The organism is Ectopseudomonas oleovorans (assembly GCF_029845265.1).
Lineage (GTDB): Bacteria > Pseudomonadota > Gammaproteobacteria > Pseudomonadales > Pseudomonadaceae > Aquipseudomonas > Aquipseudomonas oleovorans.
Window position 1 is genome coordinate 47,645 of record NZ_JAOCLK010000010.1, and the last position, 24,911, is coordinate 72,555.

The window sequence follows — 24,911 nt, forward strand, 5'->3', positions numbered from 1 at the left end:
ACGTACCTGGGTTACTCAGCCAGCTTGAAGGTGATGAAGCTGGCTCGCCCCTGACGCAGCACACGCATGGATACCGAACGGTTCTTCGGCAGATCCTGCGCCACCTGAGTGAAGGTGCGAGTGGAATCGATGGCCTGATTGTTCAGATGAGTGATCACGTCACCAGGACGCAGGCCAATCATAGCCGCAGGACCACCGAGCACTTCCTTGACCACAACACCGCCCTTGAGGTCGAGACCTTTCTTCTGCTCGGCCGTCAGTTCGACCACTGTCACACCCAGGCGATTGCTGCTGCGCTCACCACCCTGCGCCGGCCCCGACGCGGCCAGCTCTTGCCCCTCTTCCGGCAGCGTGCCGATCGTCACATCGAGTTTCCTGCGGGAGCCGTCGCGCACCACGTTCAGCTCGGCCTTCTCACCGGGTTTCAAGCCACCGACCAGATGCGGCAGGTCAGCCGACATGATGATCGGTTTGCCGTTGAGGCTGAGGATCACATCACCGACCTGCAGACCGCCCTTGTCTGCCGGGCCGCCTTCCAGCACCTGCGCGACCAGCGCGCCAGCCGGCTTGTCGAGACCGAAGGACTCGGCCAGATCCTTGTTCACTTCCTGAATCACCACACCGAGCCAGCCGCGCGTGACCTTGCCGTCTGCTTTGAGCTGATCAGCGACCTGCATGGCCACTTCCATCGGAATAGCGAAGGAGAGCCCCATGAAACCGCCGGAGCGAGTGAAGATCTGCGAGTTGATACCCACGACCTCGCCTTGCAGGTTGAACAGCGGGCCGCCGGAATTACCCGGGTTGATCGCCACATCGGTCTGGATGAACGGCACGTAGCTGTCGCTCGGCAGGTTACGCCCCTTGGCACTGACGATACCGGCCGTCACCGAATGGTCGAAACCGAACGGCGAACCGATGGCCAGCACCCACTCGCCAACCTTGAGGTCGTCGGCCTTGCCCAGACGCACCACGGGCAAATTCTTACCCTCGACCTTGAGCAGCGCGACGTCACTGCGCGGGTCTGCACCAATGAGCTTGGCTTCCAGCTCGCTACGGTCGGACAGGCGCACGATGATCTCATCGGCATCGGCGACCACATGATTGTTGGTCATGATGTAGCCGTCCGGCGAGATGATGAAACCGGAACCCAGCGACTGCGCTTCGCGCTGGCGACCGCCCGGATTATGCGGCATCTGCGGAATGCTGCGCTCGAAGAACTCGCGGAACATCGGCGGCAGGCCTTCCAGATCAGGCAGCGCCGGATGGCCGGCAACGGCGCGCTCGGGCATCTTCTGCCGGGTACTGATATTGACCACCGCAGGCGAGGCCTCTTCTACCAGATCGGTGAAATCAGGCAGGCTGGCCTGAGCCAACAGACTTTGCCCCCAGAGCAAGGCAACCGCCAACAACGGCGCAATGGACTTGAGTTTTCTCATCGAACTACCACTCCCCATGTAAATCAACCGACCGCTGGCGCAGTGGCCAGCAACGTACGTAGGACAACGGGCTGCAATAAGGGGTTCTCGGCAACGCGAGCGGCGCGCCAGCGAACCATCAGCCAACTGGCGAACAGGCCACTCAGGCCTGCCAGGATCACCAGAGGTTCGGAAAGACCCAGACCGTTCGCCAGCAGCGCAGCGGCAAACAGACCCAGAAGCGGAAGCAGATAAACCAGCAGAGAACTGCGCACCAAGAGATCTTCACGCACACCGATGATCACACTATCGCCAACCGCCAGCTGCATTTGACTGAGCGCGCGCACATAACCGCGCTGCCGCCCTACACCAAGACGATCCATCAGGCCCTGACCACAGGCGGCATTGGCCGAACAACTGGAGCAGGTGCTCTTGCGCAGCGTCTCGACCCAGACAGCGCCGGGCTCGAGCGCCACTACACGCCCCTGCTCCTCGATCATTGGCTAGCCTGTTCGGGCACTCCGGCGCGCATTGACAGTGCGATGCGTTCGGCGGTCCCCAAAGGAATCTCACCCACCACGGTCACCATCACGTCACCAGAGTCGGTACTCATCCGCCGCGAAACCGCGACGGTTGGGCCCAGCTGACTGCGCGCATCGTCGACAACGCTGCCGTTGAGGGGCTCGATGAAAACGGAGAAACGTGCGAGACCGTCGCCATACATCAGGTAGGCGACAGTTTCATCGGAAGCAGGATCCCGACGCATCTGCGCCGCAATAAGGGTAAAGCCCGGCGGCAACCAGTCGGATCGCCAGGTACCTTCGGCCATGCTGTCGGCAGCACGAAAACGCACCGGCCTGCAGCTCGAACTCGGTTGCATGGCGTTTTCAACAGGGGTAGAAGTGTCCAACTGGGCGAACTGAAAGCGCTCCAGAAGCTGGCCGCGCTCGTTCAATAGGAGGGATTTCAACGGCAGACCGGTCTCCCGATCCAGGTGCAATTCGAAGCCGTAGCGATGCTGGTCCTTGGGTTCAAGCACCAGTACATCAGCTGCGCGGTTGGCAATGCGCGACTGGCCAGCAACACGCATGTTGTACCAATTGCTCAACTGCTCCGCATCCAGTTGACGGGCAGGCCAGGCCTGCCCTTCACTGACCTGGTCGGCCAGCGCGCCCGTGACGCACTGAGTCTGGCCATCGACTTTCAGCACCTCTTGGGCAGGCCCATCGAGCTGCAGAAGACGCTCGCGAATCTGCCCCCCCTCTTCCACTCGGTGCCATACGGCATGAGTGGAGAAACTTCCATTGCGCTCATATATGAACGTGCCCTGGAAGCTTTGCTGGCGTTCTGCCGCAGCGAGGCGCCCGAGTAAGTCTTGCACCCCGGAGGCCTGAACCGGCAATGCCAGCAGACCTCCAAGCAGGCAGAGGGGAATCGCGCGCATGTGACTCCTTAGCGCTTAGCGGTTTTCCAGGCTCGCAGCACGAGCATAAGGCAGAGCGGTTTCACCGGCACCCATCACGGCTTCCTGCGCATGCTGGCGCAGATAGTTCGGCAGACGCTGCTCATGCCAGCTGGCAGTGCCAGCCTCGGCAGACTCGCCGACTTCCTCGCTGCTGTTGTAACCGGCCAGCAGTGCAGGACCCTGCACCTGCGGTACCGAGAGTACCGGAGAAGCATCCTGTTGAGCCAACTGAGCGCCGCTCAGATCATCCTGATTGTAGAAACGCACACCCGCCAGCACAGCAACGGTCACCGATGCCGCCACGGCTACACGCCCGACGCTGCGCCAGATCGACGTCTTGCGCGCCGGAATGGCCTCGTCGGCCAATGCCGCGGAAACCGCTGATGCGATGTCCAGCTGCGGCACCACCAGCTCTCGGTGCATGGCTGCACGGGCGATCTGGTAACGCGACCAAGTGCCACGCAGCTCGCCATCCTCGCTGGCTGCGAGCACGCGCCGCAATTCCAGTTGGTCCGCTTCGTTATCCATCACCGCGGACAGCGATTCCTGCAGGGTTTCACGACTCATGGCGCTCCTCTCTTGGCTGCCGCCGCTGCCTTAGGCATCCTGCAACAGAGGTTGCAGGGACTTATCAATTGCCTCACGTGCGCGGAATATCCGCGAACGCACTGTACCTACAGGACACTGCATGACGCCGGCAATGTCCTCGTAACTCAAGCCTTCGAACTCACGCAGGGTCAGGGCCGTGCGCAAATCATCCGGCAACTGGGCGATGGTTCGATGCACGGTGGCTTCGATCTCGTCGCGCAGCAATGCCCGCTCCGGTGACTCGATGTCCTTGAGGCCGTGGTCGCCGTCATAGAACTCCGCGTCATCGCTACTGACATCGCTATCCGGCGGCCGACGGCCGCGCGATACCAGATAATTCTTCGCCGTGTTGATGGCGATGCGATACAGCCATGTATAGAACGCGCTGTCACCGCGAAAGTTTCCAAGCGCTCGGTAAGCTTTTACGAACGTTTCCTGAGCAACATCCTGAGCCTCGTGAGTGTCGTGCACGAATCGCACGATCAGACCAAGGATCTTGTGCTGATACTTCAGCACCAACAGATCGAAGGCACGCTTGTCACCGTGCTGCACTCGCTCGACCAGTTGCTGATCATCTTCCTGGATTAGCATGCACTCTCCTCACAACGCTCGGAGGAGGTCTGCACCCGTAAGCGAATCAGCTTGCCAAGATAGACTCGGGTCTTAAGCAAAAGTTCTCCCCTCCAAGCAAGCTTCCCGCAGAGTTTTCTTCCCTCTGCCTGGAATGGCGCCAGCGGAACCTTTCCGCCCGCGCAAATAATCTTATCGCCGCTCATTTCCACACCCTCCGCTGACTTCAGATGCAGGCACGCGCAAGCGATCTCCCTTATATGGGCGACCCTCAATGGAACCTTAATGACTAAGAAAGTTCCCGAGCACCGAGGTCGGTCATAAGCCACCTATTGTGCCGCTGCCCCTCTCTATATACTAGGGCTCGCTTTCACGCGGAACTCGGACATGAGCCAACACTTCCAGCATGATGTTCTGGTCATCGGCAGCGGCGCCGCTGGCCTGACGCTCGCCCTCACCCTACCCTCCCATCTGCGCATCGCGGTATTGAGCAAAGGCAAGCTGGCCAATGGCTCGACCTACTGGGCGCAAGGTGGCGTGGCAGCCGTTCTGGACGATACCGACACGGTCGAATCACACGTCGCCGACACCCTCAACGCCGGGGCCGGCCTGTGCAACGAAGACGCCGTGCGTTTCACCGTAGAACACAGCCGCGAGGCCATCCAGTGGCTGATCGATCAGGGCGTCCCCTTCACCCGAGACGATGAAACCGCGCGCGAGGACGGCGGCTTCGAGTTCCATCTGACCCGCGAGGGAGGCCACAGCCATCGGCGCATCATCCACGCCGCCGACGCGACTGGTGCGGCAATTTTCAACACCCTGCTGGAGCAGGCCCGACAACGCCCGAACATCGAGCTGCTGGAGCAACGCGTCGCCGTCGACCTGATCACCGAGGGCAAGCTCGGCCTGGATGGCGAGCGCTGTCTGGGCGCTTACGTACTGGATCGTGACCGCGGTGAGGTCGACACCTTCAGCGCGCGCTTCGTGATTCTCGCCACCGGCGGCGCGGCCAAGGTCTACCTCTATACCAGCAACCCCGACGGTGCCTGTGGCGACGGCATCGCCATGGCCTGGCGTGCCGGCTGTCGCGTCGGCAACCTGGAGTTCAACCAGTTCCACCCTACCTGCCTGTATCACCCGCAGGCCAAGAGCTTCCTGATCACCGAAGCCGTGCGTGGCGAAGGCGGCCTGCTCAAGCTGCCCAATGGCGAACGCTTCATGCAGCGTTTCGATGAGCGCGCCGAACTGGCACCGCGCGATATCGTTGCCCGTGCCATCGACCATGAAATGAAGCGCCTGGGCGTCGACTGCGTGTACTTGGACATCAGTCACAAGCCGGCCGAATTTATCAAGAGTCATTTCCCCACCGTCTACGAACGCTGCCTGGGCTTTGGCATCGACATCACCAAGCAGCCCATCCCGGTGGTGCCGGCGGCGCATTACACCTGCGGTGGCGTGGTGGTCGACCAGCATGGCCGCACCGACGTGCCCGGCCTCTACGCCATTGGCGAAACCAGCTTCACCGGCCTGCATGGCGCCAACCGCATGGCCAGCAATTCGCTGCTCGAATGCTTCGTTTATGCGCGCTCAGCCTGCGCCGATATCGTCGAGCAGTTGGACACTATCGGCATGCCCAGCAACCTCCCGGACTGGGACGCCAGCCAGGTGACCGACTCCGACGAGGACGTGATCATCGCCCACAACTGGGATGAGCTGCGGCGTTTCATGTGGGATTACGTCGGTATCGTGCGCACCAACAAGCGCCTGCAGCGCGCGCAACACCGCGTGCGCCTGCTGCTGGACGAGATCGACGAGTTCTATTCGAACTACAAGGTCAGTCGTGATCTGATCGAGCTGCGCAACCTCGCACTGGTCGCCGAGCTGATGATCCGCTCGGCCATGCAGCGCCATGAAAGCCGCGGGCTACACTACACCCTCGACTACCCCGAGCAGTTGGCCGAAGCCCGAGACACTATTCTGACGCCGACGTCCCAGGCTCAGCCCAGCGCCGTCGGCTGAACTTCAGACGCAAGCGCAGGCGCCGGTGGTGCTCGGGCGCCAGCGCATCGTGGGCAATGCACAGCCCACGACTGAAACGCTGGCCTGGCAGGCGATAGCGCAGCACCACCGCCAGCGGCAACGCCAGACTGTCCGGGCGCAGTTGCACCGCCTGCCAGCCTGCTGCAACGCTATATAGATGCCAGCCGAATCCATCACGGCGCAAACCCGTGATGGCCTGTGGCGCAGTCAGCAAGACGTGTCGCGGTAGCACCCAGGCGGCATGTGCCAGGCAAGCCACGAGTGACAGCAGCCTGGACCAGGTGGGAATGTCGGCCAGCCACGGCGCCAGCAAGGCCAGTGCCTGGACCGACAGGTAGAGCCTCAGCAGCCAGCGTGATGGCTGCCAACGGCACTCGAAGACATCACTTGGGTTGGACACGATCCAGGATCATGCGCACGATATGGCGCAGGTCGGCATCCTCGGGCTCGCCGCGCTGCATGAACCAGCCGAACATGTCCTGATCCTCGCATTCCAACAACTTGCGATAGCGCGCCTGGTTCTCGGCATCCAGGCTCGGGTACACCTCCCTGACGAAGGGCACCAGCAGCACGTCCAGCTCCAGCATGCCACGGCGGCTATGCCAGAACAGGCGATTCAGTTCACTTTGCTCAACCATGCAACGGACTCCTCGAACGAGGCCGGCAGTATAACGGCGAATTGCGTCGCTGTTCACCGCGACGCTGCGCAATTGCGCTGACAAGGCCCCGCCCTGCCCACTATGATGATGCCCCTGACCTTTATTCAGTGATTCGATTTGCATCATGGCCGATAGCGCTTACTTCACACTCCTCGATCACGAAGGCCTGCTCGCCGTACGCGGCGCGGACGCAGCCAAGTTCCTGCAGGGCCAAGTGACCTGCAACCTCAATTACCTCAGTGCCAGCCAATCCAGCCTTGGCGCCCGCTGCACGCCCAAGGGCCGCATGCTGTCGAGCTTTCGCATCGTCCCGGTAGAAGACGGCTACCTGCTGGCCATGGCACGCGAACTGATCGAGCCGCAGCTGGCCGATCTGCAGAAATATGCGGTGTTCTCCAAATCCAAGCTCAGCGACGAAAGCGCCGCCTGGGTCCGTTTTGGCCTGGCGGGCGCCGATGCCGTGCTGAGCGAGCTCGATCTGCAGCTGGGCACCGCCAGTGATTCCCTGGCCAGCGCCGGCCAACTGCTCGCCGTACGCCTGAGCGATGGACGTGCCGAACTCTGGGCGCCTGCAGAGGAAGCGCCAAAGCTGCAAGCCCAATTGGCCGCTCAACTGCCGCAGGCGCCACTGAACGACTGGTTGCTGGCCCAGGTCCGTGCGGGCGTGGGCCAGGTGTTCGGCGCCACACGTGAGCTGTTCATCCCGCAGATGATCAACCTGCAGGCCCTCGGCGGCGTGAGTTTCAAGAAAGGCTGCTACACCGGCCAGGAAATCGTCGCGCGCATGCAGTACCTGGGCAAGCTCAAGCGCCGCCTGCAGCGCCTGCGTCTGGTCGCTGCAGAGCTACCGGCCGTCGGCGTCGAATTGTTCTCACCGGTGCATGGCTCCAGCGTTGGCGAAGTGGTGCTGGCGGCCCAGGCCGACGACGCCATCGAGTTGCTCGCCGTGTTGCAGGAAGACGCCGTGAACGACGGCCGCATTCATCTCGGCAGCAGTGAAGGCCCGCCCCTGACCCTGCTCGACCTGCCTTATCAGCTGGATGCTAACCAGGAAATCCAGCGCTGACTAAACTTCCCCGGCGCCGCATCGGATCGCCTAAGAGAGCTACTTCATGAGCAAGCTTGCCGAAAAAGTCCAACAGGAACTGATCCACGCCATCGAAAACGATGAGCTGGTACTGCCTACCCTGCCCGAGGTGGCATTGCGGGTGCGTGAAGCAGCCGAAGACCCGGATGTGGGTATTCCGCAGATCAGCAAGGTAATCGGTAACGACGCCGCCCTCACCGCGCGCATCATCAAGGTGGTCAACAGCCCGCTGCTGCGCAGCAACAAGGAAATCACCGACCTGCAGATGGCTGTGAGCCGTCTGGGCATCAACTACACCTGCAACCTGGCCACCGGCCTGGCCATGGAGCAGATGTTCCAGGCCACCAGCGACGTGGTCGACCGCAAGATGCGCGAGGTGTGGAACAAGAGCACCGAGATCGCCGGTATCTGCCACGTGCTGTGCCGTCACTACACCCGCCTGATGCCGGATCAGGCCACGCTCGCCGGCCTGGTGCACCAGATCGGCGTGCTGCCGATCCTCACCTACGCCGAAGAGCATAACGAGCTGCTGGCCGACTCCATCAGCCTCAACCATGTCATCGAGCAGATTCACCCGATCATCGGCGACAAGATCCTGCGCACCTGGGAATTTCCCGAGCCCATCGCCATCGTACCGAGCCAGTATCTGGACTTCACCCGCGACTCGGCCAAAGTCGATTATGTTGATATCGTCCAGGTTGCCACGCTGCAGAGCTACCTGGGCAGCGAGCACCCCTACACCCAACTGGACTGGAGCAAGGTCCCGGCCTTCGCCAAGCTCGGCCTTGACCCGCAGGTCGACATGCAGGCCGACGAAGACCTCTCCGCCGCCATGGAAGCGGCCATGAGCATGCTGCAGTAAAAGCACCTCGCCATGGATGGCAAAAAATTGTCGGGAGCAATTTTTGACGTCGCTGCGCGACGGCCGAAGGGTGATCTACAGGGACGTAGATCACAAAATGCCTCTACACTCGAACGACTCGCTTGAGGAAGTAGAGCCATGCGTTACGCATTCGTCCTGCTCGTCCTGTTGCTCGGCAGTGCCCAGGCTGCCGAACAGGTACGTCTGACCAACGGCGAATGGCCGCCCTATCTCGGTGAAACCCTGCCCCACCATGGTGTAGCGTCACGCATCGTCGCCGAGGCGTTCGCGTTGCAGGGCGTCGAAGTGCAGTGGGAATTTCACCCCTGGGCCCGCTCGCTGAAAATGGCCGAACAGGGCCTGCGCGACGGCAGTGCCGTCTGGCTTGCCAACCCCGAACGCGAGCAGCGCTTTCACATCAGTGAGCCGGTGGTCGAAAGCGGCTACTACCTCTTTCACCGCAAGATCCACGCGTTTGACTGGAACGATGTCGAGGATCTGCGCGGTCTGCGCATTGCCGGTACCCGTGGTTATGACTACGGCGAAGCCTTTGAACGTGCCGAAGCCGCCGCTGAACTCAAGGTGGTGCGCCTGACCGGTGATGAACAGGGCCTGCGCCAGTTGCTGGCCGGACGCATCGATCTGTTTCCCGTGGACAAGGTGGTGGGTTTCGACCTGCTCTATCAGAAATTCAGCGCTGCCGAACGCCAGCGCCTGAGCTTTCATCGCAAGCCCCTGCGCAGCGACAGCCTGCATCTGCTGCTGTCGCGAGAGGTACCGGGCAATGCCGAGCTGATGCAGCGCTTCAATCGTGGCCTGAATCAATTGCGCGACAGTGGCAAGGTTTCCCAGTACCTGCTGGAGATTCAGCAGCCGCTAAGCCTCAGCCACTGACAGCGGAAACTCGACACGCACCCGCAGGCCATGCGGCTGCACCTGGTGCAGGCTGATTCGAGCCTGATGGGCGCGACAGATCTCGCCGACGATGGCCAAACCAAGGCCTGCACCACTACCCAGGCTGCTGCGTCGGTAGAAACGCTCGAAAACCTTCTCATGCTCGGCCTCGGGAATGCCCGGGCCGTCGTCTTCGACCTCAAGTACCGACGGCGCCAGTGCGCGGATGATCAGGTTGCCACCAGCCGGTGTATGCGCCAATGCGTTATCCAGCAGGTTATTCAGCAACTCGTTGAGCAACGTCGGTTCGCCATCGATCCACACCGGCTGGTCGGCCTCCAGCGCCAGCGCGACGCCACGGGCGTGAGCCAGTGGCGCCATGGCCAGAGCCAGTTCACGCGCCAGTTGGCCGAGATCGATACGCTGTGCGCCGCCTTCGGTAATGGCTCGCGCACCACTCTCGATACGCGCCAGGGACAGCAGTTGATTGGCCAGCGAAGTCAGACGATCACCTTGCTGCGCCACCTGTTCAAGGGTGCTGCGCCACTCCTCGGGCTGATCGGCGCGCAAACCCAGGGTGATACGCGCTTTCAGCGCCGCCAGTGGCGTGCGCAACTCGTGGGCGGCATCGGCGATGAACTGCGACTGCCGCTCGAACAGGCCTCGCAAGCGCTCGTTGAACTGGTTCAACGCCTCCACCAGCGGCAGCACCTCGCGCGGCAGACCGCTATCCGGCAGCGGCTGCAGGTCGTCGCTGGCTCTCTCTGCCACCTCCCTGCGCAGCGCCTCCAATGGCCGCAAGGCCAGATTCACGGCCAACCACACCAGCAGCAGCGCGCTGAACGAGAGCAACCCCATACGCCACAGGGTGCCGATCAGCAGCTCACGAGCCATGCGCTCGCGCGCGCCCTGTGTCTCCGCCACCCGGATTTCAGCGATGCCATTGAGCTGCGGTTCGCTGACCGGCTGCAACAGGCTGACCACACGCACGCCCTGGTTGCGGTACTCGGCGTCGTAGAAGTGCGCCAGCGCCGGATAATCGTCAGTACGCGGCGTGCCCGGCGGCGCTGGCGGCAGGTCCTCATAGCCGGAAACCTGATTACCCTGCAGGTCGAGCACCTGGTAGTAGATGCGTCCGGCGCTGTCGTAGGCAAAGGTATCGAGCGCGACATAGGGAATATTGGCGCGCAACCGGCCGTCCTCGGCATACAGACCATCGGCCACCGCGCGTGCCGATGCCAGCAACGTGCGGTCATAGGCGGTATCGGCGGCACGGCGTGCACTCCAGTAGGCACTGAAACTGCTCAGCAGCAGGATCAGCGACAACAGCAGCGCCAGGCGCCGCAGCAGACGCCCGCGCAGACTGACACCACGACTCATGCCTCGACCGTTTCCAGCAAGTAGCCAAGACCACGGAAGGTGACGATACGTACGGCGCTGCCCTCGAGCTTCTTGCGCAGGCGGTGAATGTAGATTTCGATGGCATCCGGGCTGGCATCCTCGTCCAGACCGAACACCTGCGCCGCCAGTTGCTCCTTGCTCATCACCCTGCCCGGCCTGGCAATCATCGCCTCCAGCACCGCCTGCTCACGGGCAGTCAGGCTGAGCGCTTCGCCATCGAGGCTGAAACGACGCGCGCCAAGGTCGTAGACCAGGTCGCCGCAGCGCTGCAACTGTTCGCCGCCGAGTACGCTACGCCGCAGCAACGCTTTGACCCGAGCCTCCAGCTCGGTCAGCTCGAAGGGTTTGGCCAGGTAGTCATCTGCCCCCAGATTGAGGCCATGTACACGATCCTTGACCTCGCCACGCGCAGTCAACATCAGCACTGGCAGGGTCTGACCGCGGTCACGCAGGCGCGCCAACACGGCAAAGCCGTCCAGACGAGGCAAACCGATATCGAGTATCGCCAAGGCGTACTCTTCGCTGCCCAGCGCAAGGTCAGCGGCCACGCCATCGTGCAGCACGTCCACCGTCCAGCCGGCTCCCTTGAGCGCCTGGGCCACGCTTTCCGCCAATTGCGGATGGTCTTCGACCAGCAGAATCCGCACCGCCACCTCCAGCTGCAGCATCGTTAAAGGCGCGCAGTTTAGCGCCGCCACGGCTGCTGTGAATTGCTCAACTGCCAAAGCAGCATATGTTTACGGTCTTGCGTGATCCGCCATGACGCAACAACACATCATCATGAAAATCTTTCGTTCATGAAAGCCTAGTGAAAGCTTGCCCTCATAGCATCGTTTCAAGGTGGCTCGATCCACCTGCTCAAGCGACCTGGCAGTGGTGCCAGGTGGCGACAAGAACAAAAACGGAGACCACATGATGCTCGCAGCCTCACGCCAGGCCCTGCCGCCTGTCCGCCTGCTCTGCCTAGCCATCGCCGCTACCGGCGCTGCCCCCCTCGCCAACGCCGCCTTCATCGAAGACAGCAGCGCCAGCCTCACCGCTACCAACATCTACCTGAACCGCGACTTCCGCCAGTTCGAAGGCCAGAACAAGCGTGAAGAATGGGGCCAGGGCTTTCGCCTCGACCTGCAGTCCGGCTTCACCGAAGGCACTGTCGGTTTCGGTGTCGACGCCATGGGCCTGCTGGGTATCAAGCTCGACTCCGGTCGCGGCCGCACCGGCACCGACCTGCTGCCGGTACACGACGATGGCCGCTCCGCCGACGAATTCAGCCGCCTGGGCCTGACGGGCAAGGTCAAGGTCTCTGCCACCGAACTGCGCTACGGCTCGCACGTGCCGGAACTGCCAGTGGTCAAGGCCAGTGACAGCCGCCTGCTGCCGCAGGTATTCGAAGGCGGCCTGCTCACCTCCTCCGAACTGGAAGGCCTGACCTTCACCGGTGGCCGCCTGGACAAGGTCATCGACCGCGCTTCGACCAACTCCGAAGAGATGGTGCTCAACGCCAAGAACCGCCGCTTCGCCTCTGGCGTCGAAGCCGACCACCTGGACCTGGCCGGCGTCGACTACAAGTTCGCCCCTGGTTTCACCGGCCGTTACTACTTTGCCGATCTGGATGACATCTATCGCCAGCACTTCTTCGGTCTGCTCAGCAGCCACAAGGTCGGTGCGGGCACCCTGAGCAGCGACGTGCGTTATATCGTCAGTCGTGACAGCGGCGCGGCCAACGCCGGCAAGGTCGACAACCAGACCTTCAACGCCATGGTCAGCTACGGCCTGGGTAGCCACAAGTTCGGCCTGGGCTTCCAGGACATGAGCGGCGACACCGGCTTTGCCTACATCGATGGCAGCGATCCGTTCTTGGTCAACTTCGTGCAGATCAACGACTTCGCCAACGCCGACGAACGTTCCTGGCAGGCCCGCTACGATTACAACTTCGCCAGCATCGGGGTTCCCGGCCTGACCTTCATGACCCGCTACATCCGTGGCGATGACGCTCGTGTTGCCGGCTCAGACGAGCGTGGCGGCGAGTGGGAACGCGATATCGAATTCAAGTACGTGGTGCAAAGCGGCCCGCTCAAGGACCTCTACGTACGGGTACGCAACGCCAGCTTCCGCTCCGACTTCGCCCGCGATGCGGACGAGAATCGCGTCATCGTCGGCTACACCCTGCCAATCTGGTAAACAACAACAAGACTCGCGAGGAATCATCATCATGAAATCTGTCCTGACCCGTGCCGCCCTGGCCACCGCCTGCCTGGCCTTCGCCGGCCAACTGCTGGCTGCCGAACCCAAGCGCCCGGAATGCATCGCCCCGGCCAAGCCCGGCGGCGGCTTCGACCTGACCTGCAAGCTGGCCCAGAGCGGCCTCAAGGACACCGGCCTGCTCAAGGCGCCGATGCGCGTCACCTACATGCCCGGCGGCGTCGGCGCCGTGGCCTACAACGCCGTGGTCGCGCAGCGTGCCAAGGACCCGGGCACCATCACCGCCTTCTCCTCGGGCTCCCTGCTCAACCTGGCCCAGGGCAAGTTCGGCCGCTACGACGAGACCGCCGTACGCTGGCTGGCGGCCATCGGCACCGACTACGGCGCCATCTCCGTGCGTGAAGACGCGCCCTGGCAGAACCTCGGTGAACTGGTCGCGGCGCTGAAGAAGGACCCGAGCAGCGTGGTGTTCGGCGCTGGCGCCACCATCGGCGGCCAGGACTGGATGCAGACCGCGCTGATCGCCCGCGCAGCCGGTATCGACCCGCAGAACCTGCGCTACGTCGCCTTCGAAGGCGGCGGCGAAACCCTCACCGCCATGCTCGGCGGCCACGTCCAGGTCACTTCCAGCGGCCTCGGCGAAGTCACCCCGCAGCTGGCTGCCGGCAAGATCCGCATCCTCGCCGTGCTGGCCGACGAGCGCCTGCCGGGCAAGCTGGCCGACATCCCCACCGCCAAGGAGCAGGGCTTCGACATCAGCTGGCCGGTGATCCGCGGCTTTTACATGGGCCCGCAGGTCAAGGACGAGGAATTCAACTGGTGGAAGACCCAGTTCGACCAGATGCTCGCCCGTGACGATTTCGCCACCCTGCGTGAACAACGCGACCTGTTTCCCCTGTCGCTGACCGGCGACGAGCTCGATGCCTTCGTGCACAAGCAGGTGGAGGAATACAAGGCGCTGGCCGGCGAGTTCGGTCTGGTCCAGTAACACTCCTTGCGCAATCCGCGTTCGGCCGCCATGCGGCGGCCGGCGCTCCCGAGGTAAAACACCATGTACGTTCGCCTGTTCTCCGCGATCTGGCTGCTGCTGTGCGCCTGGCTCGCTGTCGTTGCCTGGGGCTTCCAGGCGCCCTTCGCCTACGACCCGGTCGGCCCGCGCGCCTATCCCCTGCTGCTGCTGGGCCTGATGGGCGCCGGCAGCCTGTGGCTGATCATCAAACCCGGCATGCTCGAGCAACGCCTGGACGTTCCCATGGCGTTGCGCAGCGCCCTGTGCGTGGTGGTGCTGCTGGCCTATGCGCTGACCTTCGAGCTGCTCGGCTTCGTCGTCAGCACCGCCCTGGCCACCTTCGCCCTCGGCCTGCTGTTCACCGGCCGTCCGCTTCCCTGCGCGATCAGCGCGGTGCTGATGGGCGTGCTGTTGTACAGCCTGTTCGACCTGTTGCTGGACGTGCCCCTGCCGCTCGGCCTGTTAGACGCTTTCGTGGAGAGCTGAAATGGAAACCCTCAACTTCCTCATGCAGGGCTTCGACGTCGCCACCAGGCCGACCAACCTGCTGGTGGCGCTGTTCGGCGCCTTCGTCGGCACCGTGGTCGGCCTGCTGCCGGGTCTCGGCCCGATCAACGGCGTGGCCCTGCTGCTGCCGTTGGCCTTCGCCCTCGGCCTGCCGCCGGAAACCGCACTGATTCTGCTCGCCGCCGTCTACCTGGGCTGCGAGTACGGCGGCCGTATCTCCGCCATTCTGCTCAACGTGCCTGGTGATGCCGCTGCAGTCATGACCACCCTCGACGGCTACCCGCTGGCACGTCAGGGCAAAGCGGGTATCGCCCTATCGTTGTCGGCAGTCAGCTCCTTCACCGGCAGCATGATCGCCACCTGTGGTGTGGTGCTGTTCGCGCCGATTCTGGCGAAGTGGGCAGTGGCCTTCGGTCCGGCCGAGTACTTCGTGCTGATGATCTTCGCCATTGCCTGTCTCGGCGGTATGGTCGGCGACAAACCGGTCAAGACCCTGCTCTCGGCCCTGATCGGCCTGGCCCTGGCCACGGTCGGGGTGGACTCCACTACGGGGGTATACCGCTTCACCTTCGACAGCGTCAGCCTGTCCGACGGCATCCAGTTCGTCATCGTGGTCATCGGCTTCTTCAGTGTCAGCGAGATTCTGCTGATGCTGGAAAACACCCACAACGGCCAGAAAGCCGTGAAAGCCAGCGGCCGCGTGCTGTTCAACTTCAAGGAATACTGCTTCACCTTCTGGACCATGATTCGCAGCTCGGTCGCCGGTTTCGTGATTGGCGTACTGCCTGGTGCCGGAGCGACCATCGCCAGCGCCATGACCTACATGACCGAAAAGCGCCTGGCCGGTGACAGCGGCAAGTTTGGCGAGGGCGACCTGCGCGGCCTGGCAGCTCCCGAGTCTGCCAACAACGCCTCGGCCTGCGGTTCGCTGATCCCGATGCTCACGCTTGGTGTACCGGGTTCGGGCACCACCGCGGTGATGATCGGCGCACTGACGCTGTACAACATCACCCCTGGCCCGCTGTTGTTCGAACAGCAGCCAGATGTGGTCTGGGGCCTGATCGCCTCGCTGTTCATCGGTAACGTCATCCTGCTGGTGATGAACATCCCGCTGGTCGGCCTGTTCTCGCGCATGCTCAGCGTGCCGAACTGGGTGCTGGTACCTGCCATCACCGTGATCAGCATGGTCGGCGTGTACGCAGTGCACAGCACCACCTTCGACCTGGTGCTGATGATCGGCCTCGGTGTGTTCGGCTATATCCTGCGCAAGCTGGACTTCCCACTGTCGGCGGTGATACTCGGCTTCGTGCTGGGCGAAATGATGGAGGACAACCTGCGTCGCGCCCTATCGATTTCCGCTGGTGAGCTGAACATCCTCTGGGGCAGCCCGATCACCCTGGTGCTGTGGGCGCTTGTTGTACTGATGCTGGCCCTGCCGGGCATCCGCTGGATGCGTCGACGCAAGCAGATCAAGGCTGGGGCTGATGCCACTGCCGCGTGATCTTTGGGTAACGCCGCTGGCCGGAGTGGTCGGCGGTTACCTGGCCAGCCTCGCCGGCTGGCCTTTGCCGTGGATGGTCGGCTCGTTGTTGGCGGTAATCCTCGTGCGCTGCCTGGCCAATCGTGCCTTCAGTGAACTGCCGGGCGGGCGCAAGGCCGGCCAATGGCTGGTCGCCAGCGGCATCGGCCTGCACTTCACCAGCGAAGTGCTGGAACAGGTGCTCAGCCACTTGCCCGTGATCGTTATGGGCGCCTTCGGCACGCTGCTGCTGAGCCTGATCGGCATTGCCATCCTGCGTCGTGCTGGCGTCGACCGCGCCACCGCCTTCTTCGCCAGCATGCCTGGCGGCGCCAGCGAGATGGTCAACCTGGCCCTGCGTCACGATGCCCAACCGGCAAGAGTGGCAGCGGCGCACAGCCTGCGTCTGCTGCTGGTGGTGCTGCTGATTCCGGCGCTGTTCACCTGGGGTCTGCCCGCCGTCAGCGCCCCGACTCGCGCGCCGGTGGACTGGACCTGGCTGATCGGCCTGCTCGCGGCTGGCGCTCTGCTAGCAATGCTCTGGGGCCGCCTGAAACAACCCAACCCATGGATGCTCGGCCCACTGACTGTCTGCGCCGTTGCCAGCGCCGGCTTCGACCTGCATCTGGGCCTGCCGCCAGGCCTCGGCCAGCTCGGCCAGTGGCTAATTGGTTGCGCTCTGGGCTGTCACTTCGATCGCGCTTTCTTCCGCAGTGCACCGGGTTTTCTCGCCCGCGTGCTGGCCTTCACCTTGCTGGCGATGCTCGCCGCTGCCGTGCTCGGCGAAGCCCTCGGTTGGTTGGCTGGCGAAGACCACCTGTCGCTGATGCTGGGCATGATGCCCGGCGGCATTACCGAGCTGTACCTGACCGCCGAAGCCTTGCAGCTGTCGGTGGCGCTGGTGACTGCATTGCAGGTGCTACGGCTGTTTCTGGTGATGTTCCTGGCAGAACCCTTATTCAAGCTCTGGTGCAAGCGCCACGCGTAGGGCGGACCGGAACGCCGACCGCTCGGAGCGCCAGCGAACAATCCGCCGCTTGGGCTGCGAGCTTGCGCCCCCCTGCGGCGTACTGCTTCGCGAGTACGCCCTACGCGACTGTGGAAGAAGCTTTCGGCTCTGGCATCCTGCTTCGCGCTACCTCCTGCATCCATGCAGTCGTAGCGGCGAAAAGCTCGCGGCTGAAGCCCCTCCTACGAGCGGAAGCTACCACTGCAGCTGCAACTCGCTCTCGAACTCACGCACTTGACCACTGACCGGATCGACGAAGCGCAAGCCGCGCGCCAGCAGCTTGAGCGGCTTGCCGTAGTCATCCGGCTGATTACGCGACTCCAGCAACTGTGGATAGAAATCGTCGCCGACGATGGGCGCACCGAGCCCGGCCAGATGCACGCGCAGTTGGTGCTTACGCCCGGTTACCGGCGACAAGCCGTAACGCCACAGTTCGCCGCGTCGTTCCAGCACCTCGATTCGGGTTTCGCTGTTGGCCTCGCCTGCGACTTCCTGCATGCGAAAGAACGGCTCACCGTCGACCATGCGTGAACGGTGCAGGTAGGGAAACTGCAACTGCGCCAATGCCGGAGCGATAGCCTCGTAGCGTTTCTCCACCGCGCGCTGGCGAAACAGCGCCTGATACTGGCCACGACTGGCCGGGTTGACCGAGAACAACACCAGGCCAGCCGTCAGTCGGTCGATGCGGTGGATCGGCACCAGGTCAGGATTGCCGGTGCGCTTGATCAGGCGTGCCAGCAGGGTCTGCTCGACGTACTCACCAGCCGGCATCACCGGCAGAAAATGCGGTTTGTCGGCGACCAGCAGGTGCTCGTCCTGCCACAGCACCTGCTCGTCGAAGGGAATCGGCGTCTCGTTCGGCACCTCACGGAAATAGCGCACCTTGAGCCAGACGCGATAAGGGTGCGTGGCATCGATAGGCGCACCGGCCGCATCCAGCACCCGACCGCGCGCCATACGTTGCAGCCAGGTGGCGCGGTCGATGGCGGGAAAGTGATCGCACAGGCAATCGAGCACCGTCGCCCAGCGGCCCTGGGGCAAATGAAGCGTGCTGGGACGCATGGCGGGGTTGGGCATTGCAGAAGCTGCTCGACGGTTTATGAAGGGGCGAATTAGGCCGTACTCGCGCGGCTCAGTCAAAGCCGGGGCATGCTGCAACAGCAGCCGAACAATGAAAGCCTGCGTGGTATGCCCCCTCATCCGGCGCTTCGCGCCACCTTCTCCCAGAGGGAGAAGGACAGCAGGGGGGAAGTCGCTGCGCGACTTTCATGCTCACGGCTTGAGCCGAGGTCGCGCTGTGGCTATGGTGGCTGCTCGTATCTGGAGAGACTCATGTCCATCACCCGCTCCCTGCTGACCAGCGTTGCCCTGCTCCCCCTTCTGGCTGCCTGCCAGGTCTACACCGGCAAGCCGGAAGGCCCGCCCCCGGCCACCCGCCTGCAAGGCCAGGTACAGGTCGATAATGGACAGTTGGTGTTCATGCCCTGCCAGGAACAGCGCCGCTTCGTACTGGCCGATGCTGGCAACACCAGCATCGAGCGTGAAGTCACACAACTCGGCAACGATGGTCACAGCAGCCTGTTCGCCGATCTGACCGGTCGCCTGGGCGGCAGCCAGGGCAAAGGCAACGACGGCCGTTTCGAGGTCAACCAGATCTATCGCCTGCAAGGTGAGGGGCCTAGCTGCGACGACCTCAACTTCAAACGCCTGGCCCTGCGCGCCAGCGGCAACGAGCCGTTCTGGCAACTGGAAGTCGGCAGCAAGGGCCTGGTGCTCAATCGTCCCGAGCAGGAGCCGCTGGCCCTGCCCTACCTGGAAGAGCAGCTGCCGGATGGCCGCCTGAATTTCAGCAGCGAAGCCAACGGCCAGCATCTGGATCTGTGGGTGGCGCCGCAGCGCTGCGTCGACAGCATGAGCGGCACGGTCAATCACCTCAGCGCCGAACTGCGCCTCGACGGCCAGGTACTACGCGGCTGCGCGCATTTCGGCGCCATGCGTAACTGATGAGGCCTGAGCGAGCGTACGGGCCTCTGGGACAGCGATCCTGTACAATTGCCGCCCTTTTCCACCTTGCCGGATCACCACCGGCCAACCAGGACACTGCCCATGCTTCGCCTGACCGAACTGAAACTGCCCCTCGACCATGCCGATGATGCCCTGCGCCCGGCTATCGTCCAGCGCCTGGGCATCGCCGACAATGACCTGCTGACCTTCAGCGTGTTCAAGCGCAGCTACGATGCGCGCAAGAAGTACGGCGACATGCCGTTCATCTACACCATCGACTGTGAGGTGAAAGACGAAGCCGCCCTGCTCGCTCGCCTGAGTGATGACAAGCATGTTGGCCCGGCACCGGACATCGCCTACAAACCAGTGGGCAAAGCTGAAACGCCGCTGGACGAACGCCCGATCGTGGTCGGTTTCGGCCCCTGCGGCATATTCGCCGCGCTGATCCTGGCCCAGGCCGGCCTGCGCCCCATCGTGCTCGAGCGCGGCAAGGAAGTACGCCAACGCACCAAGGACACCTGGGGCCTGTGGCGCAAGAACCAGCTCAACCCGGAATCCAACGTGCAGTTCGGCGAAGGCGGCGCAGGCACCTTCTCCGACGGCAAGCTGTACAGCCAGATCAAGGACCCGCATCACCACGGGCGCAAGGTGCTGCAGGAGTTCGTCAAGGCTGGCGCGCCGGACGAGATCCTTTACGTCAGCAAGCCGCATATCGGCACCTTCCGCCTGACTGGCGTGGTCGCCACCATGCGTGAAGAGATCAAGGCTCTCGGCGGCGAAGTGCGTTTCCAGGAGCGTGTCAGCGACCTGCTGATCGAAGACGATCAGCTCACCGGCGTAGTTCTGGAAAGTGGCGAGCAGATCCTCAGCCGCCATGTGGTGCTCGCCCTCGGCCACAGCTCACGCGACACCTTCCGCATGCTCCATGCCCGCGGCGTGTACCTGGAAGCCAAGCCCTTCTCGGTCGGCTTCCGCATCGAACACCCGCAGTCGCTGATCGACCGCGCCCGCCTGGGCAAATACGCAGGCCACCCGAAACTCGGCGCTGCCGATTACAAGCTGGTGCACCACGCCAGCAACGGTCGCTCGGTCTACAGCTTCTGCATGTGCCCGGGCGGTACTGTGGTCGCCGCCACCTCCGAGCCGGAGCGCGTGGTCACCAACGGCATGAGCCAGTACTCGCGCAACGAGCGCAACGCCAACGCCGGCATCGTCGTCGGCATCACTCCCGAGCAGGACTATCCGGGTGGCCCGCTGGCCGGTGTGGAACTGCAGGAACGCTTGGAATCGCACGCCTACGTGCTCGGCGGGCGCAACTACGAGGCGCCCGGACAACTGGTCGGCGACTTCATAAAAGGCAAGCCGTCCACCGCCCTCGGCGAAGTGCAACCCTCCTACAAGCCGGGCGTGAAACTGGGCGATCTGGCGCCCTCGCTGCCGGACTTCGCCATCGAAGCCATCCGCGAAGCATTGCCGGCCTTCGGCAAGCAGATCAAGGGCTTCGACCTGGCCGATGCAGTGCTCACCGGCATCGAGACACGCACCTCCTCACCGGTACGCATCACCCGTGGCGACGACCTGCAGAGTCTGAACCTCAAGGGTTTGTACCCGGCCGGTGAAGGCGCCGGCTATGCCGGTGGAATCCTCTCGGCCGGGGTCGACGGCATTCGTGTGGCCGAGGCCGTGGCCAAGAGCATGCTTGGGTTGAATCGCTAAACTCTCTTCGGATCACATACCACGTAGGGTGGGTTAGCGGCGCCAAACCTGCGAAGGTCCGATCACCGCCATCGTAGTGCGCCGCGTACCCCACCAGGCGATGGTCGAGCATTGCGCCAATGGTGGGTTACGGCGCAACGGACTTTGCGGGCTCATCAAGATAGGTGACAGGCGCCTAACCCACCCTACGGATCTCGGGCAGCCTGGTAGGGTGGGTTAGCGGCGCCAAGCCTGCGAATGTCTGATCACCGCCATAGTAGTGCGCCGCGTAACCCACCAGGCGATTGTCCTGCGCTGCGCCAATGGTGGGTTACGGCGCAACGATTTTTTAGGCTCATCGGGATAGGTGACAGGCGCCTAACCCACCCTACGGATATCCGTCAGTCGTGATAGCGCCCAGCCGCAGAAGCATCAAAGATCCTCGTGGCGCTGGCAGCAAAGGGTCGAACGCCGCGAACCATTTGGTCGACGCGCCGGGTCGGCATAGGTCAGCAGCTCACTGAAGCCAGCCTTGCGCATCATCCCTGCCGATGCCGCATTCTCTTCGTGACGATCGATATAGATATCGCTGACGCCCAGCCGCCACAGCTCGGTGACGGCCTCGCGCAGAAGGCGCGCGCCCAATCCTCGGCCGACACAGTCGCGATGCACCACCGCCTCGCAGATGTAGCCATGCACATGCCTGGTACGCGCCGCAGGTTGATGAGCGGCGAAATCCTGGGTCAGGCGATAACTGACGAACCCCAGCAGTTGCCCCTGCACCTCGGCCAGCATGGCCAAGGTCGTACTTGCCGCAATACCCTGCAGGTGCTGGCGAACCTCGGCTTCGGGCAGATGATTCCAGGGGTTGGGCCCATGCTCGAGAATCAGCGCGCAGAGCGCTTCGATATCCTCGGCAACGGCCTGACGAATGATCAGCTCGCTCATGCTCCCAACTCCCCCTGAACTTGATTTCAGGGCGCAGTCTAGGCCGGGGAATTGCCTGGCGACAGTGACAGCCAGGCACGAGAAATACCTGACAGTGAATCAGTGATCATCGTCCCACGGCTGGCCACGGGTCTTCTCGGTCAGCTCGACCTTCTGCTGCATCGCCGCCTTGGACAGGATGTGCGCACTGACCGGCGCAGTGAGGAACAGGAACAAGGTGATCAGCAGCTCATGCAGACTGAGACTGCCGGTGTGATGAGCGAAGAACAGCATCGAAGCGATCAGCGTAGCGCCGACGCCCAGCGTCGTGGCCTTGGTCGGGCCGTGCAGGCGGGTGAAGAAATCCGGCAGGCGATACAGCCCGATGGCACCGACCAGGGCGAACAGGCTGCCGAGGATCAGGCAGGCGCAAATCAACAGTTCCAGCCAGAAAGGCATGGGCATTCTCCCTTAATCGATGATGTCGCCGTGCAGCAGGTGTTTACCCACCGCGACCGTACCGACGAAGCCCATCACCGCGATCAGCAGGGCAGCTTCGAAGAACAGATCCGAGGCCAGCCAGATGCCGAACAGCACGATCAGCGCCAGTGCGTTGATGTAAAGCGTATCCAGCGCCAGGACACGGTCGACCACGCTCGGCCCCATGACCAGACGCGCAACGTTGAGCAGCATGGCCAGCGTAAGGATGCCCATGCACAGAAAGACTACGTTCTCGAGCATTCGAAAATCTCCAGCAGCGGTGCTTCGTAACGGCTCTTGATCTCGGCAATCAGCGCATCGTGGTCAGGCACGTCCAGGCCGTGCAGCAACAGCGTCTTGTGATCAGAGCTGAGCCCGGCAGACACCGTGCCTGGCGTCAGCGAAATGATGCAGGCCAGCGCAGCCAGAACGAATTCATCCTCGATCTCCACCGGCAACTCGACGAATGCCGGGTTGAGCCGCGATTTCGGCCCCAGCACCAGCCTGACTACCTGCAGGTTGGCCACCACGATGTCGTAGAAAACCTTGCCAATGAACAGCAGCAACCCCAGCGGCTTGCGTACCCTGGGCACGTTCAGCAGAAAGTCGCCGCACAGGTGCACGATGGCCCAGCCGAGAAACAGACCGAGCAGGACATGCCCCAGGTTGAAGGTGTTGGCCAGCAGCAGCCAGAGCACTGTCAGCACCAGCATCATCCGCGGATGGGGGAAGAAACGCCTCATGCCGCACCTCCGGCAATGATGGACAGATAGGGTTGCAGATCGAGCAATTGCGCAGCAGCAGCCTCCAGGTAGGTCATGATCGGCGCCGCAGCGACCATCAACAGCGGACTGGCCAGCAGCAAGCCCAGCGCAGCCAGCAGGCTGACGCGGTCAGCCGGTTCGGCTTTAGCAGGTGCCGCGTCGGCGCCATGGCCCAGCCAGAACAGGCTGGTCCCGGCGCGGCTGAGCGCCACCAGTGTCAACAGCCCGCCGATCAGCACCACCGGCCACAGACTCCAGGCCTGCCAGCCGGGCTCGGCTGCGCGCAGCAACAGCATCTTGCCGAGGAAGCCGGAGAATGGCGGCAGCCCGGCCACGGAAATCGAGGCAAAGAAGAACAGGCTGCCCAGCACCAGTGGCTGACGCAGTACACGTTCCTGCTGCAGATCGCCACCGGCACTGTCACGCTGAGCGACCACCAGGCCCGCCAGGAGGAACAACGCCGCACTGATCAGCGTGCTGTGCAGCAGGTAGTAAAGCGCCGCACTCAGGGCCGCGACATTGCCGATGGCAAACCCCACCATCAGCGTACCCACCGAAATCACCACCAGATAGGCCAGCAGCGCCTGCAGTTGACGCGCCCCAAGGGCACCGATCACACCAAAGACAATGGTCGGCAACGCCAGCCACCAGAGCAGTTCATGACCAAGATTGGCCAGCGGCCCGGCCTGTTCGCCGAACACCAGGGTGAACACGCGGACGATGGCATAGAAGCCCACCTTGGTCATGATCGCGAACAACGCGGCCACCGAAGCAGGCGCCGCAGCATAGGCACGCGGCAGCCAGAAGCACAGCGGCAGCACCGCAGCCTTTAGGCCGAAGACGATCAGCAGCAGGTAGGCGGCCGCCTTGATCAGCGGCGCATCGGCAACCTCGGCACTGGCCACGCGTACAGCCAGATCCGGCATGTTCAGGGTGCCGGTCAGACCATACAGCAGGCTGACGCCGATCAGGAAGAACGACGAACCCAGCAGGTTGAGCACCACGTAATGCACGCCGGCCCGCACCTGATTGGCGCGGTTGCCATGCAGCAGCAACGCATAGGAGGCGATCAGCAGGATCTCGAAGAACACGAACAAGTTGAACAGGTCAGCGGTGAGGAACGCACCATTGATACCCAACAACTGAAACTGAAACAGCGCATGGAAGTTCGGCCCACGCTCATCGTCGCCACGGCAGGCATAGATCAGCGCCAAGCACGCCAGCACCGCGGTGAGCAGCAGCAATGCGGCGTTGAAACGGTCGAGCAAAAGCATGATGCCGAACGGTGGCGCCCAATTACCCAGGGCGTAGACCTGCAACTGTCCGGTTCCGGCCAGCGCCACCAGATAGGCACACACCGGCAGCAAGGCCAGGCAGCCCACCAGGGAAATGCCGCGCTTGAGCGTACGCGACCAACTGTGGCCAACCAGCAACAACGCCCCAATGAACAACGGCAGCAGAATGGGAAGGATGATGGCGTGACTCATGCGCGCGGCTCCTCACCATCGACGTGATCGGTTTTCAGCTCACCCAGCCCGCGCAAGGCCAGCACCACGACGAACGCGGTCATGGCGAAGCCAATGACGATGGCGGTGAGCACCAGTGCCTGCGGCAGCGGATCACCGTGCTCGGCGCTTTTGCCGATTACCGCCGGCACGCCGGTGCCGAGGCGTCCCATGGAGAAGATGAAGAGGTTGACCGCATACGAGATCAGGGTCAGCCCCATCACCACCGGGAAGATGCGCGCGCGCAGCAGCAGGTACACGCCACTGGCCGTCAGTACTCCAAGGGTGATTGCGAATACTGCCTCCATA

27 protein-coding genes are annotated in these 24,911 nt (G+C 63.0%); 11 read left to right on the forward strand and 16 right to left on the reverse strand.

Annotated features, from left to right (window positions below; genetic code table 11):
• Positions 1 to 11: 11 nt before the first annotated feature.
• The 5 genes from N5J71_RS07380 to rpoE are packed head-to-tail and all read right to left on the reverse strand — an operon-like array spanning position 12 to position 4,059.
• The gene (locus tag N5J71_RS07380) at positions 12 to 1,436 is read right to left on the reverse strand and encodes a DegQ family serine endoprotease (RefSeq protein ID WP_074855617.1); all 1,425 of its coding nucleotides are present in this window, start codon (positions 1,434 to 1,436) and stop codon (positions 12 to 14) included.
• Between the two features lie 23 nt (positions 1,437 to 1,459).
• Positions 1,460 to 1,915, reverse strand: coding sequence for a SoxR reducing system RseC family protein (locus N5J71_RS07385; RefSeq protein WP_004423880.1), 456 nt, complete (start codon positions 1,913 to 1,915; stop codon positions 1,460 to 1,462).
• Positions 1,912 to 2,859 carry a MucB/RseB C-terminal domain-containing protein gene (locus N5J71_RS07390; protein WP_004423879.1) on the reverse strand — a complete coding sequence of 316 codons (948 nt, stop codon included), beginning with the start codon at positions 2,857 to 2,859 and terminating at the stop codon, positions 1,912 to 1,914. The genes N5J71_RS07385 and N5J71_RS07390 overlap by 4 nt, the downstream gene beginning before the upstream one ends.
• Before the next feature lie 15 nt (positions 2,860 to 2,874).
• Positions 2,875 to 3,447 carry a sigma-E factor negative regulatory protein gene (locus N5J71_RS07395; RefSeq protein WP_004423878.1) on the reverse strand — a complete coding sequence of 191 codons (573 nt, stop codon included), beginning with the start codon at positions 3,445 to 3,447 and terminating at the stop codon, positions 2,875 to 2,877.
• A 30-nt stretch (positions 3,448 to 3,477) separates the two neighbouring features.
• Entirely contained in the window at positions 3,478 to 4,059 is a 582-nt protein-coding gene (gene rpoE, locus N5J71_RS07400) for an RNA polymerase sigma factor RpoE/AlgU (RefSeq protein ID WP_074855614.1), read from the reverse strand.
• Positions 4,060 to 4,425: 366 nt separating this feature from the next.
• On the opposite strand from rpoE, the gene nadB reads away from it, so the two are divergent.
• On the forward strand, positions 4,426 to 6,057 hold the full coding sequence (gene nadB, locus N5J71_RS07405; protein WP_004423876.1) for an L-aspartate oxidase: 1,632 nt from the start codon (positions 4,426 to 4,428) through the stop codon (positions 6,055 to 6,057).
• Here the strand turns inward: nadB and N5J71_RS07410 are convergent.
• Entirely contained in the window at positions 6,011 to 6,478 is a 468-nt protein-coding gene (locus N5J71_RS07410; protein WP_004423875.1) for a protein YgfX, read from the reverse strand. The two genes, nadB and N5J71_RS07410, sit on opposite strands and share 47 nt — an antisense overlap.
• Positions 6,462 to 6,716, reverse strand: coding sequence for an FAD assembly factor SdhE (locus N5J71_RS07415; RefSeq protein ID WP_004423874.1), 255 nt, complete (start codon positions 6,714 to 6,716; stop codon positions 6,462 to 6,464). The genes N5J71_RS07410 and N5J71_RS07415 overlap by 17 nt, the downstream gene beginning before the upstream one ends.
• 145 nt (positions 6,717 to 6,861) lie before the next feature.
• Here N5J71_RS07415 and ygfZ point away from each other — a divergent pair, with 145 nt between their 5' ends.
• From ygfZ to N5J71_RS07430, 3 genes are all read left to right on the forward strand, one after another.
• Entirely contained in the window at positions 6,862 to 7,803 is a 942-nt protein-coding gene (gene ygfZ / locus N5J71_RS07420; RefSeq protein WP_279916601.1) for a CAF17-like 4Fe-4S cluster assembly/insertion protein YgfZ, read from the forward strand.
• Between the two features lie 46 nt (positions 7,804 to 7,849).
• On the forward strand, positions 7,850 to 8,686 hold the full coding sequence (locus tag N5J71_RS07425; RefSeq protein WP_017677773.1) for an HDOD domain-containing protein: 837 nt from the start codon (positions 7,850 to 7,852) through the stop codon (positions 8,684 to 8,686).
• Positions 8,687 to 8,824: 138 nt separating this feature from the next.
• Positions 8,825 to 9,580: a substrate-binding periplasmic protein gene (locus tag N5J71_RS07430; protein WP_100547452.1), complete on the forward strand. Its 756-nt coding sequence runs from the start codon at positions 8,825 to 8,827 to the stop codon at positions 9,578 to 9,580.
• On the opposite strand, the gene N5J71_RS07435 is transcribed toward N5J71_RS07430, so the two are convergent.
• A complete protein-coding gene (locus tag N5J71_RS07435; protein WP_100547451.1) occupies positions 9,563 to 10,960 on the reverse strand; it encodes a sensor histidine kinase in 1,398 nt (465 codons plus the stop codon). The two genes, N5J71_RS07430 and N5J71_RS07435, sit on opposite strands and share 18 nt — an antisense overlap.
• Positions 10,957 to 11,628 (reverse strand): response regulator, encoded by a 672-nt coding sequence (locus tag N5J71_RS07440; RefSeq protein ID WP_100547492.1) that lies wholly within the window; start codon positions 11,626 to 11,628, stop codon positions 10,957 to 10,959. Before N5J71_RS07440 ends, N5J71_RS07435 begins: the two co-directional genes overlap by 4 nt.
• A gap of 268 nt (positions 11,629 to 11,896) precedes the next feature.
• Between N5J71_RS07440 and N5J71_RS07445 the strand changes: the two genes are divergently transcribed.
• From N5J71_RS07445 to N5J71_RS07465, 5 genes are all read left to right on the forward strand, one after another.
• Positions 11,897 to 13,162, forward strand: a complete 1,266-nt coding sequence (locus N5J71_RS07445; RefSeq protein WP_279916632.1) for an OprD family porin — start codon at positions 11,897 to 11,899, stop codon at positions 13,160 to 13,162.
• 31 nt (positions 13,163 to 13,193) lie between these two features.
• Positions 13,194 to 14,171, forward strand: coding sequence for a Bug family tripartite tricarboxylate transporter substrate binding protein (locus N5J71_RS07450; RefSeq protein ID WP_090426549.1), 978 nt, complete (start codon positions 13,194 to 13,196; stop codon positions 14,169 to 14,171).
• A 63-nt stretch (positions 14,172 to 14,234) separates the two neighbouring features.
• Positions 14,235 to 14,678 (forward strand): tripartite tricarboxylate transporter TctB family protein, encoded by a 444-nt coding sequence (locus tag N5J71_RS07455; protein WP_090426552.1) that lies wholly within the window; start codon positions 14,235 to 14,237, stop codon positions 14,676 to 14,678.
• A gap of 1 nt (position 14,679) precedes the next feature.
• On the forward strand, positions 14,680 to 16,200 hold the full coding sequence (locus N5J71_RS07460; RefSeq protein WP_279916602.1) for a tripartite tricarboxylate transporter permease: 1,521 nt from the start codon (positions 14,680 to 14,682) through the stop codon (positions 16,198 to 16,200).
• Positions 16,184 to 17,206, forward strand: a complete 1,023-nt coding sequence (locus N5J71_RS07465) for an AbrB family transcriptional regulator (protein WP_279916603.1) — start codon at positions 16,184 to 16,186, stop codon at positions 17,204 to 17,206. Before N5J71_RS07460 ends, N5J71_RS07465 begins: the two co-directional genes overlap by 17 nt.
• A gap of 216 nt (positions 17,207 to 17,422) precedes the next feature.
• Here N5J71_RS07465 and N5J71_RS07470 read toward each other — a convergent pair whose 3' ends face one another.
• Entirely contained in the window at positions 17,423 to 18,304 is an 882-nt protein-coding gene (locus tag N5J71_RS07470) for an RluA family pseudouridine synthase (protein WP_279916604.1), read from the reverse strand.
• A 255-nt stretch (positions 18,305 to 18,559) separates the two neighbouring features.
• Between N5J71_RS07470 and N5J71_RS07475 the strand changes: the two genes are divergently transcribed.
• Positions 18,560 to 19,231, forward strand: coding sequence for a COG3650 family protein (locus N5J71_RS07475; protein WP_279916605.1), 672 nt, complete (start codon positions 18,560 to 18,562; stop codon positions 19,229 to 19,231).
• Between the two features lie 102 nt (positions 19,232 to 19,333).
• On the forward strand, positions 19,334 to 20,947 hold the full coding sequence (locus tag N5J71_RS07480) for an NAD(P)/FAD-dependent oxidoreductase (RefSeq protein ID WP_004423851.1): 1,614 nt from the start codon (positions 19,334 to 19,336) through the stop codon (positions 20,945 to 20,947).
• Positions 20,948 to 21,358: 411 nt separating this feature from the next.
• On the opposite strand, the gene N5J71_RS07485 is transcribed toward N5J71_RS07480, so the two are convergent.
• The 6 genes from N5J71_RS07485 to N5J71_RS07510 form a co-directional block, all read right to left on the reverse strand.
• A complete protein-coding gene (locus tag N5J71_RS07485) occupies positions 21,359 to 21,874 on the reverse strand; it encodes a GNAT family N-acetyltransferase (RefSeq protein WP_279916606.1) in 516 nt (171 codons plus the stop codon).
• A 99-nt stretch (positions 21,875 to 21,973) separates the two neighbouring features.
• A complete protein-coding gene (locus tag N5J71_RS07490) occupies positions 21,974 to 22,312 on the reverse strand; it encodes a Na+/H+ antiporter subunit G (RefSeq protein ID WP_106733157.1) in 339 nt (112 codons plus the stop codon).
• A 12-nt stretch (positions 22,313 to 22,324) separates the two neighbouring features.
• Entirely contained in the window at positions 22,325 to 22,594 is a 270-nt protein-coding gene (locus N5J71_RS07495) for a K+/H+ antiporter subunit F (protein ID WP_017361639.1), read from the reverse strand.
• Positions 22,579 to 23,076 carry a Na+/H+ antiporter subunit E gene (locus tag N5J71_RS07500; protein ID WP_279916607.1) on the reverse strand — a complete coding sequence of 166 codons (498 nt, stop codon included), beginning with the start codon at positions 23,074 to 23,076 and terminating at the stop codon, positions 22,579 to 22,581. Before N5J71_RS07500 ends, N5J71_RS07495 begins: the two co-directional genes overlap by 16 nt.
• Complete coding sequence (locus tag N5J71_RS07505; protein WP_279916608.1) at positions 23,073 to 24,584, reverse strand: monovalent cation/H+ antiporter subunit D; 1,512 nt, start codon at positions 24,582 to 24,584, stop codon at positions 23,073 to 23,075. Before N5J71_RS07505 ends, N5J71_RS07500 begins: the two co-directional genes overlap by 4 nt.
• Positions 24,581 to 24,910 carry a Na+/H+ antiporter subunit C gene (locus N5J71_RS07510; RefSeq protein WP_084341320.1) on the reverse strand — a complete coding sequence of 110 codons (330 nt, stop codon included), beginning with the start codon at positions 24,908 to 24,910 and terminating at the stop codon, positions 24,581 to 24,583. Before N5J71_RS07510 ends, N5J71_RS07505 begins: the two co-directional genes overlap by 4 nt.
• Position 24,911 lies beyond the last annotated feature (1 nt).